A 10,716-nucleotide genomic window follows, 5' to 3' on the forward strand; every position below is an offset into this window, starting at 1 on the left:
CGGAAGCAGTTAGTCATGAATATGGATTTACAATCACCCCCAACTGACATCTGCACGACCGAATAAAAGCATACAAAAATAATAGATTTTCAAGTGTAATTTGAATTCATAATTTACATTGCAGACAAGCTGTACTCTCCAAACCTTGCCAACACCACAAACTCAATAGAATAGAACTCAAAAGTCCGAATTTTGCCGTTCAACCCAAGGCTTAAACGCTAACTCTCGTGAATAAAGCCGCGAAGATGAGAGTGCTATGAAGTTCACATACCATAACCCAACAAAAATACTATTTGGTCAGGGAAAGCTGACTATGATCCGCAACCAGATACCATCTGGAAGTCGCATTCTGCTTGCATATGGCGGTGGATCAATCAAAGCCAATGGAATTTATGAGAAGGTGCTTGACGCTCTCCATGGCTTCAAAATTGTCGAGTTTTCCGGCATTGAAGCAAACCCCTGCATAGAAACCTTGGAGAAAGCTGTAGCTCTTTACAAAGCCAACGACTTGAACTTCATCCTCGCCGTTGGCGGAGGCTCCGTAATTGATGGATGCAAGTTTATCGCAGCGGCTGCACATTACGACGGCGACCTTTGGGATATACCGCGCGGCGTACATCAGGTTCAAAAAGCAGCACCGATCGCCTGCATTCTTACACTGCCAGCAACAGGCTCAGAATCCAACGACAACTCTGTCATTACACGTCACGCCACAGCTGAAAAACTTTCATTCGATTCCCCTCACCTGTATCCGCTTTTTGCAGTTCTGGACCCAGACGCCATGAAGACCCTACCAGAACGACAGTTGAAAAACGGCCTAGTTGACGCCTTTATCCATGTCTGCGAGCAATACCTAACCTTCCCGACTGGTGCATTGGTGCAAGACGCCTATGCAGAAGCACTACTTCGAACGCTTGTCCGCCTGGGTAAAAGCTATAAGGACCGAGAAACGGATGAATGGCGTGCAAATTTGATGTATGCCGCCAATCAGGGGCTGAATGGCCTCATCTCATGCGGAGTGCCCAGCGACTGGGCAACCCATCAAATCGGCCACGAACTGACGGCACGCTTTGGTATCGATCACGCACAAACACTTACCATTATCCAGCCCAGCCTTCTGCGAAATCAAATTGACTTAAAACGCGAAAAATTGGAGCAGATGGGAACTAGTGTCTTTTCGCTCCCCAAAGCAGCAGATCTGGCAGAAAATACAGTCGATGCAATTGAGGCGTTTTATCAAGGACTTGCAATGCCGACGTCTTTCTCTGATGCCAACATTACCGATCAGAGAACGATTGACTCTCTCTTAGATATCATTAGGAGCCGTGATTTCCTGCAAGCCCTTGGCGAACGCGGAACCATAACGCCCAGCGCGATCCGCGACATTGTATACGCTGCTCGCTAAACAGCCCGCTGCACACAAGACTGACGAGCTTTAGCAATCATTTTTGTGGGTACAGCTAACACTCTGCGAGTTCTTCAGTGACAAGCACATCACCGGCCCGCTATCCCTGTGACATATCAGGCATTCCCCACAGAAAGCACAAGCAGGCATGTTGCATCTCTCCAATACCCAGACAAAAGACGCACTTCCGTACCCTCAGTTGGTGCAGGCCTTGAGAGAAATGTTCAAGCAAGGCTGTGAAATGCCATTACGGCACCACCATGCAATTGGCGTACCAGGTAATTCAGATGCGACATTGCTTCTCATGCCTGCATGGCAATCTGGCGCATACTTTGGCGTCAAGCTTGCCAGCGTTTTCCCCGGCAATGCAGATATAGGCCTTCCCGCAGTTTCAGCCACATACCTTCTTTCTGACGGGAACACAGGTATGCCGCTTGCTTTGATCGATGGCGGGGAGCTCACAGCACGCCGAACTGCAGCAGCTTCAGCACTTGCCGCCGACTACCTGGCAAGAAAAGACGCAAAAACAATGACTATGGTTGGAACGGGGCGGCTTTCCACCAACCTTATTGAGGCACACTGCGCAGTGAGAGAGATTTCGACGGTTTACCTATGGGGGAGAAACTTTGATAAAGCACAGGCCAACGCACGCGACCTAAACGCATCTCTCCCCATCAACGTGGTTGCCAAACAATCTTTAAAGCAAGCCGTTGAGCAGGCTGATATCATTTCCGTTGCAACTCTTTCCAACACACCACTCGTTAAAGGTGAGTGGCTACAAGCTGGAAGTCACCTTGATCTCGTTGGAGGTTTCACTCCATACATGCGTGAAGCAGATGACATCGCAGTATCACGCGCTCATGTATTTGTGGACACCCGTGAGGGCGCAATGAACGAAGCTGGCGATATAACAGTCCCGCTCGCAAATGGCACTCTGACACCCGAAGATGTTCAAGCTGATCTATTTGATCTTGCAAAGGGTCAACACGCAGGGCGAACCAGCACAAATGAGATTACCTTCTTCAAATCTGTCGGTGCAGCACTCGAAGACCTCGCCGGAGCCGTTCTTGCCTATAAAAACTCAAAGGCACTCAAGTCTGCATAGGTGTATGAACGTCAGTACCTCTAACCGTCCCTATGCTGCGCCCAAAACTGCTGCCGCATCTCATCAGTTCTGAAATGAGTGAAGTGCATATCTCTACGCATAGAAACAAGCGGTTGATAATGCAGTAAGTCTGTTTCTTTGGTCACGACTGGTCTAAGGCTATCCATTACATATCGCTCCCCCTGAAACAGCAGTGACGTCACCGCATGGATCACATTTCGCCGACTGTCCTTCACAACAACCAAGCGAAGATCTTCCTCACTGTAACCAAGCGCAAGCAAACTAAAGTACTTAGCGATTGCATAGTCCTCACAATCTCCCCGAAAACCAAGGAACTGCAAGGGCGCACGCCAGACGTCTGCGTGCCCAGCGCGAACTGACTGAGGGTCGAAACCCGCATTTTCATTGATGTAAGAGTTGAGCAACGAGAGTTGACGTAATGACTTTGCCTGCCCAACACCGCGGATGATACGTGCCCAATACTCAACTGATCCGGCACAGCGCATTTGGTCAGACATACATTCTTTTAAAGAGACTAATTGCCTATCACACTCTGGAAGAATCGCCTGCCACTTCTTAAAAGCAAGGCTTTGGCCACCATTGATCTCTACTGAGCCAAACAGCCCGCAGCTCTCTCTCTTGGTCTTGTCGAGGGTTTTGGGAAGCCTGATGAATGCAAAGAAGCGCTGAAGGCCAGACTTATCCTGATGACTTAACAACAGGCTCTGTGCCCCTGCTCTGGACATAGAGGCAACGATACCAGTTAAAAAGGCAGTCTTAACCACCATTCCTACAAAACTGCGCCGGACCAAGCCTCGCCTCATGCGGTGCTTACCCCGGTATTCGGGAAGTGTCATAACAAATTACCGTTCTCTTAAAGCCTCCTCGCGAGCACGATTTACCGGTTTAAGAATGTAGGCAAGCACACTCTTCTCCCCGGTAAGTATATCAACAGAGGCAATCATCCCTGGGAGAATGGGAAGAGACTTCTTGCGAGTTTCTAACTCCGTTTGATCAATTTTTATAAGAACGGAGTAAAAATTCCGTTGAGTAACGTCATCGTAAACAGTATCTGCAGAAATCCCTTCGACTTTACCTTTCAGACCACCGTAGATAGCAAAGTCATAGGAACTCAGCTTTACAAGCGCCTGCTGCCCCTGATGGATAAAGGCGATATCTTGCGGTTTGACCTTGGCCTCCACCAACAGAACGTCCTCTGAAGGCACAAGGGTCATGAGTTGTTGCGATGGGGATGCAACGCCGCCAATCGTGCTCACATCAATTGTATTGACAATCCCTCCCATAGGCGCACGAATTTCGGCCCTCTCAACCTTATCGCCAACCCCCTTAGTCGTTTGCGCAATGATATCGAGCTGAGACTGCACCTCACTAAGCTCCTCTCGCGCCGCCTGACGGAATTTTGTATAAAGCCCCTCAAGTTCCTGCTCAGCTTCATCCACCGCCGCCAGCAAGCGCCCCTCAGTCACCTTGAGCGTGTTAATCTGGCCTTCAAGGTCTCCAATCTCTCTATCCAGCTTCATCATATCCGTACGCGGAATAATCTGCTTCTCAGCTAAGGGGGCTTTGAGCTCTCTCTCTTCATGTGCAATATGCAGAAGATCAATCAGCTTATCACGCTGGTTCCGTGACGCCTCCAGCTCAGCCAGCCGTTGAGTAACGCGTGATCCGTTGATCGCACCCAGACTTTTCAGGCCCTCAAGATTAGCTTGAAACAGCGAGAGTTCAGAAGCGACGATCTCCGGTGATTTTTCATAATAATAGCTGTCGTAAACCAGCTCTTCACCGCGCTGAGGCCACACGGACTGAAACTCAAGGCGTTCACGTGCAATTTCCAAAGCCAGCTGCTTTGCGACAAGCTCGCCCAAATTGGAAGAAAAGCCAGTATCATCCAAACGTATCAAAACATCATTTTTACGAACGATATCGCCGGTTTTGACGAGAACCTCCTTAATAATCCCTCCTTCAAGGCTTTGAATAACTTGAACCTTGGCAGAAGGAATAACCTTCCCATCACCGCGTGTAACTTCCTCCAGCTGAGCCCACCCTGCCCAAAGAACGAAGGCGCATAGAAGCGCTGCAATCAACAAGATGAGTAGACGCGTTCGCGCGCGTGCTGCATGCTCTAAATCGGCTGTAACCTGCACAGCACTAGAGGGCAGCTGGTCAGTCACCTCACTTAAGCCTATCCACTTTTTTGCAAACTCTGGCACATGAAATCGGCGCAAAGGTCTCCCCCTAGAAACTCCCCAACAAGTTCCAGAGGCACGCTGCCTTCCGGAATCAAGCTATCCTCACAAAGGATAACTCTCCTTAGTTTTTGTGAATACTAGGAGCATCTATTGCGGAGAATTGCAGGTTGGAACTGACAAAGACGGCACAGCCAAAGACCAAGAGTGAAAAAACGGCTTCTTTAGTGACGAACAACGATACGCCAAACAGTGAGGTATCGCCCTCTGAGACCGAAAAAACACAGCCTGATGACACCAAATCATCAAAGCTCTCCCAACCCGCCGCCATCGCTTCAGAAAAGAGACCATACAGAGAACAAACGCCCAACAACTCGTTTAAAACCTACCAATCTTCCCCCACAGCAGAGCTTGACCTGTTGCGGGGCTGTCTTGAGATTCTGCTTGTTCAGCACAATATGCCGGCAAACTCCGAAAACCTAATCGCAGGCCTCCCTTTGGAGAAGGGCAAACTCACAGATGAGCTATTGCAAAGCGCGCTCCAACGAGCTGGTTTTTCGACAAGATCATTTCACCAGAAACTCTCAGGCCTCTCATCGCTTCTATTCCCGGTCGTTCTTTTTCTAAAAGATGGTGGAGCGCTGGTCCTATTAGAAAAATATGACGAGCATTCTTATGCCGTTGCCCTTCCACATGCAGATGGCGGCGCTGTCCTTGCTCAACTTGAAGAACTTCAAACACTCTGCAACGGCAAAGTTCTCGTCGCAAAGCCCTTTTACAAGCCTGAAAGCGACCAACAGCGCGCACAAGCACAGGACAACACCCACTGGCTGTTTGGCGGCATAAGCGCCGTTGCCAAAGATTACGTGTTCGTTGCGCTCGCCGCTGCCTTTATCAACCTGCTTGCCCTAGCCTCACCGCTCTTTACTATGAATGTGTACGACCGAGTGCTGCCCAACTCTGCATTCCCGACACTCTGGGTGCTTACACTAGGTATCGCAGGTGCTTTGCTGTTCGATCTCTTTTTAAAGTCGTCACGCGCTTCCCTGATCTATCTTGCAGGAAAACGGGCAGACCTGATCATTTCTTCGCGGCTGTTTTCTCATGCAATGCATTTGAAGATGGCTCACCGCCCCAGCAGCACCGCAAGTTTCCTGAACGACATGCGAGAGTTTGAGTCCCTGCGCGAGTTTATGACCTCAGGAACCATCGCCGCAATTACTGATCTTGCCTTCCTTGGCGTATTTCTTGGGCTCATCTGGTACATTGGCGGTCCGATGATCTACCCGCTTTTGGTCGCAATCACTGGCGTTCTCGTCGTTGGCTTATTGATGCAGTTCCCCCTTAAAAAAGCGGTTGAAGCAACCGTGGCGGATGCATCGTTGCGCAACGCATTGCTCGTAGAAAGCCTGTATGGACTTGAAACAATCAAGCTCCAGAGGGCTGAAGGGCAACTTTTAAACAAATGGGAGAGTGCAAGCGCTGCTGCTTCTACAGCGCAGAACAAAGTCCGCTCACTCTCAAGCTGGGCGCAAAACCTAACAGGTTTTTTGCAGCAGTTGACCACCGTCGCGCTTTTGGTCACCGGTGCTTATCTATTTTCTGAAAACCGCATTTCAATGGGTGGCATCATTGCCTGTGTCATACTGGGCGGACGCGCCGTCGCCCCACTTGCAACGCTTTCCAGCTTCCTGGCACGTTTCCAACAAGTCAAAGCTGCTTACAAACGGCTGGATGCAATCAGTCATTTACCAAGAGAAACCCCGTGGGCGTCCCGTCACCTGACGAAGACGATTGATAGCGGTAAAATTTCACTATTAAATATGTGCTTCAAATACCCTCACGCAGCAGAAGCAACGCTCAAGAACCTGAATCTCTCAATAACCGCCGGTGAGCGCATCGCGATCCTTGGACCTGTCGGCTCAGGAAAGTCGACATTGGGGAGAATTCTAAGTGGTCTCTATGCGCCTGAATCTGGAAGTTATTCCGTCGATAACCTAGACCACCAGCAATATGCCCCAACCGAGCTAAGAAGAGCAATCAGTTACATTGGGCAGGATGCAAGCCTCTTCTCAGGATCAATTAGGGACAACATAAAACTCGGGCGACCAGAAATCACTGACGCAGAGTTGATAAACGCCTGTGAACTATCCGGTGCGCTGGATTTTATCGACGCTCACCCCCATGGGTTTGCCAGAAATATTGAGGAAGGTGGGAGAGACCTGTCGTCTGGCCAAAGGCAGAAGGTCATTTTAGCAAGAGCATTCATGGGTGCGCCCAAAATACTCTATCTAGACGAGCCAACAGGAATGATGGACGGGCAAAGCGAGAAACAATTCACCAATGCATTATCTTCAGCATTGAAGCCAGATCAAACCTTGATTATTGCAACGCACCGCACAGCTCCACTGTCCCTCGTCAATCGATTAATCATCCTTGATAAAGGGCGAATTCTTGCCGATGGACCAAAAGAAAAGGTCATTCATATTCTCTCAAAAGGAGATGCGTGACCGAAATGCTAGTACTCCCTCATATATTCACGAAAGCATAGGCAACGATTAACCGCCTCATCATCCCACACCCCATCTTTCATATAACCGATCGCAACACCGCACCAATCTCTGGTCTCCAATGCCCAATCAAACCTGAGTTGTGTCACATTGCGTTGTTGTGCGCTTACAACAAAGTTGTTGGCCTCTGAACAGTAGTCCCGCACGCGGATTGATAGCTCATCATGCAACTCCTCCGGGTGCTGCTGGTTAAAGTCATAGCAAACACCTGTGCGGAAATACCCAGAGCTAAAGCCCGACAGGTCCGCACTTTGTGCCCCATCCACCCATAGGCACGAAACCACTGCCATGCCACAAAGAATGGAGACCGGCCCCACCACAAGAGTTCCAAACTTCGTTGTGCTCACTGCATTCACCTTCACTCTTTCGCTCTTGGTATTGCAACAGGTGTTCCTCGAGCCCATTGGGCTGCAACACCAGGAAGCGCTTTTCCAGGCAACCAACCTTCTGTCTCTTCATCATCACGAACCTGGCGATACCCTGCCTCCGCCTGAGCTGGGGGTTGAATTTCAAAAGACTCTAGCAACCCACCCATTGCTGCCAACAACCGGTAGTTGGCAAACCTTTGCGCATAACGAGCCGATATTTCGGAAACCTCAGTGAAGAAAACCGTATTTTGAGTATCCAAAACGTCCAGAAGTGTCCGTTGTCCAACTGTAAATTGCCCTTCATAAGACACCAGCAACTGCCTAGAGGCGGAAAGCTGTCTTTTTATAATCGCAAGCTGCTTAGACAGTTCAATGCGCCGGATCCACGAGGCTCTGGTTTCCCGCTCAACCTCGCGATAGGCACGAGCAGAACGCATACGAGCTTCGCCAGCCCGTTCAACTTGCTCAGCTCGTTTGTTCTTTGTGATATTGCCGTTAAAGATATTCCACCGCATCACAACCAAGGCTGTGGCCTGATTGTTGACTCCAGGAAAACCATTTAGGTTTTCCCCGACACTGGAAGATAGCTCTAGATCCAAACTCGGATAATACTCAGATTCAGCAATCTTGATCTGTGCATTTGCAGCATCAATGTCTGCCTTACGAAGTGAAATCAGAGGATTGTTCCGACGAGCCACATTCAAAACACCAGGCAAAGTACCCGGAATACGTTGCGCTATACTGGGAACACTCCCCAATCGGCTAAGTGGCTTACCAACAATCTCTATAAATGTTGCTTCGGCAAGCTCAAGTTCCTCTGCGACCTCTTGCAAAGCGAGCCGCGCTGCATAAACACGCTCGCTAGCTTGCTGCACATCAGCAACCGAGATTACCCCGCGAGACAGGCCGACGCGCATATCCGAAGCAACCTTAGAATGATAGGCAATGTTGCGTTGGGCAGACTGCTCAACCTCAGATAAACGCGCAACTTCAACATATGCGCGCACTGCACTCAACCCGATGAACTCTGCACGCTCCCATACTCGAAAGGACGTTGCGTCTAAACGAGCCTTTTGTCGCTCAATCTCATAGGTCGTCGCAAAACCGTCGAACAGCTTCTGCCGACCCGTTGCTCTTAATTCATATGGCCCATAAAAATACTGATCTCTCTGACGAGTAAAACTACGGTCAGCCCACTCCGCCCCACCGCGAAATTCAAGATCAAGTCGAGGCAACCATTCGCCTTTGGCCTGCTTTAGCTCAAAACCGATTGCATTGCGGTCAAAAACCGCCTCACCTATTTCAGGATTACTATAAACGGTAAGATTAACTGCTTCTCTAAGAGACATGGCATGACCTGTTCCGCTCAACAAGCCCACAGCAGCAACGCCAACGAGAAGAGGCGCAAGAAACTTCATATAAACGCCCTCTACGCAATACAAAAGAAAACCGGGCAACTGAAGCATTAATTTAGCTTATATTTTTACAATGTCATTCCTCACGCAATCAAGTGTAATAAATACCAATGTATACAGCAGTATTAACAATGATAATTACGTGAATACAATAGACGCACAATGTTATTTATTTATCTTGTGTAGTCTATATACAAAACAACTCCCAATTATATTAATAACTATTAAATACATATTCCGCTAAATTCAGTATTTCACTAGGATTTCCTTTAGATTATCCCTGTTCCAGTTTGCTATGGGAGCACGACATGCCGAATACTAAAGCTGGTCAAATTCACCCTTCTTCAGTCAATCAACAACTCCCAGAACAAGCCCCAGAACAGCAAAGCGCACTTCAACCAGACAAAGTCCGACCAAGCGCAGGCAATAGCCACCTCATCATAACGCTACCAGACCGCACCGAACTGAACTTAGACACTCTTCCAGGGTCCCTCCCAATCGGAAGCAACCCATTACTTAACAATGTGCAGTGGGATGCTGTTAGGGAGGTGCTGCTTCTTCCCTCGGGGCTGGAACTCTCAGACATTCAAACCTCAGGGACGTCAACGAAGATCACACTCGCAGATGGAACGACCCTAATCATTGTAGGGCACAGCGATAATGCTCCGTTGGTTGAGATTGAAAATCAGACACTGACTGCACTTGAAATTCAAGCGGCCTTTGCTGCCGCACGAGACGCAGAGCCGAGCGCTGGCCCAATCGACCCTACAGGGATTGCAACGAATACCGAACCCTCTAGCGGAAACAGTGAATCCGCATCCATACTTTCGGCGAAAGATGAACTGTCCGGAAGTGGAAACAACTTCGAGCCGATCTCAATTATTGTTCAACCCTCATTCCCAATCACACCGCTCCTCTTACCTTCAGAGCGAACCCAAGAATTCCATGAACGCAATATTGGATATGGTGAGAACGAACCTGACCAACAGATAAGCACATCCCCCACCTCCTCAGCACCTGTCGTCAATCCAGCATTTTATCAAGGGGATGATACTCACGTCTATGAATCAGGCCTTACATCCGGCAGCTCTGCAGGACAGACAACAACAAGCACACAAGGCCTCATGAACATCCAAAACGGATCGTCTGTACTTCAAACATTAGAAGTTTGCGACCCCTCGCAAAATGTCTGGATTGATGTCACTAGTGGCGGACAGGTCAATACTCCCCACGGTACCTACACAATTACTCTAGATCCAGCCGGTACCTACAGCTGGTCATACACACTCAACACTGCCGGAGACCACAGTACAACCACACTGCAGGACACATTGAAGGTCAGGGTAACCAATGAAGAGGGAAACAACGCATCTGGCAATATAAACGTCAACATCTTAAACGATGCTCCAGTTCTGGACATTGCTGACAGCCCGGCCTCACTTACAGAAGGCAGCACGCTTTCCAGCACATGGGCGCTGAACCCGGGCGCAGATGGCGTCACCCACATCACAGTCTCGCTGCCAGGCGAAGCAGACCAGAGCATTGCGCTCGCACAAACCACATCCGCCACCTTTGTGCTCCCAAACGGCACCCTTACCGTCAATCCCGATGGCACCTATTCCTTTGAAGCTGACGCCAATTTAGAC

General features: G+C 49.2%; 8 protein-coding genes. 4 read left to right on the top strand and 4 right to left on the bottom strand.

Annotated elements, in window-relative coordinates; genetic code table 11:
• The first annotated feature begins 256 nt into the window (after positions 1–256).
• On the top strand, positions 257–1,405 hold the full coding sequence (locus BMZ51_RS17400; RefSeq protein ID WP_068005776.1) for an iron-containing alcohol dehydrogenase: 1,149 nt from the start codon (positions 257–259) through the stop codon (positions 1,403–1,405).
• A 148-nt stretch (positions 1,406–1,553) separates the two neighbouring features.
• Positions 1,554–2,510, top strand: a complete 957-nt coding sequence (gene lhpI, locus BMZ51_RS17405) for a bifunctional Delta(1)-pyrroline-2-carboxylate/Delta(1)-piperideine-2-carboxylate reductase (protein ID WP_068005781.1) — start codon at positions 1,554–1,556, stop codon at positions 2,508–2,510.
• Positions 2,511–2,530: 20 nt separating this feature from the next.
• Here lhpI and BMZ51_RS17410 read toward each other — a convergent pair whose 3' ends face one another.
• The gene (locus tag BMZ51_RS17410; RefSeq protein ID WP_208979554.1) at positions 2,531–3,367 is read right to left on the bottom strand and encodes a transglutaminase-like cysteine peptidase; all 837 of its coding nucleotides are present in this window, start codon (positions 3,365–3,367) and stop codon (positions 2,531–2,533) included.
• 6 nt (positions 3,368–3,373) lie between these two features.
• Positions 3,374–4,756: an HlyD family type I secretion periplasmic adaptor subunit gene (locus BMZ51_RS17415; protein WP_208979555.1), complete on the bottom strand. Its 1,383-nt coding sequence runs from the start codon at positions 4,754–4,756 to the stop codon at positions 3,374–3,376.
• Between the two features lie 131 nt (positions 4,757–4,887).
• Here BMZ51_RS17415 and BMZ51_RS17420 point away from each other — a divergent pair, with 131 nt between their 5' ends.
• Positions 4,888–7,227 carry a type I secretion system permease/ATPase gene (locus BMZ51_RS17420; protein WP_074882182.1) on the top strand — a complete coding sequence of 780 codons (2,340 nt, stop codon included), beginning with the start codon at positions 4,888–4,890 and terminating at the stop codon, positions 7,225–7,227.
• A gap of 8 nt (positions 7,228–7,235) precedes the next feature.
• On the opposite strand, the gene BMZ51_RS17425 is transcribed toward BMZ51_RS17420, so the two are convergent.
• A complete protein-coding gene (locus tag BMZ51_RS17425) occupies positions 7,236–7,634 on the bottom strand; it encodes a hypothetical protein (RefSeq protein WP_208979556.1) in 399 nt (132 codons plus the stop codon).
• A gap of 11 nt (positions 7,635–7,645) precedes the next feature.
• Entirely contained in the window at positions 7,646–9,073 is a 1,428-nt protein-coding gene (locus tag BMZ51_RS17430) for a TolC family outer membrane protein (protein WP_068005804.1), read from the bottom strand.
• A 305-nt stretch (positions 9,074–9,378) separates the two neighbouring features.
• Here BMZ51_RS17430 and BMZ51_RS17435 point away from each other — a divergent pair.
• Positions 9,379–10,716, top strand: a 1,338-nt coding sequence (locus BMZ51_RS17435; protein WP_175485040.1) for an Ig-like domain-containing protein, incomplete at its 3' end; no start/stop codon positions are given.

Origin of the sequence: Pseudovibrio axinellae (assembly GCF_900110875.1) — a bacterium.
Lineage (GTDB): Bacteria > Pseudomonadota > Alphaproteobacteria > Rhizobiales > Stappiaceae > Pseudovibrio > Pseudovibrio axinellae.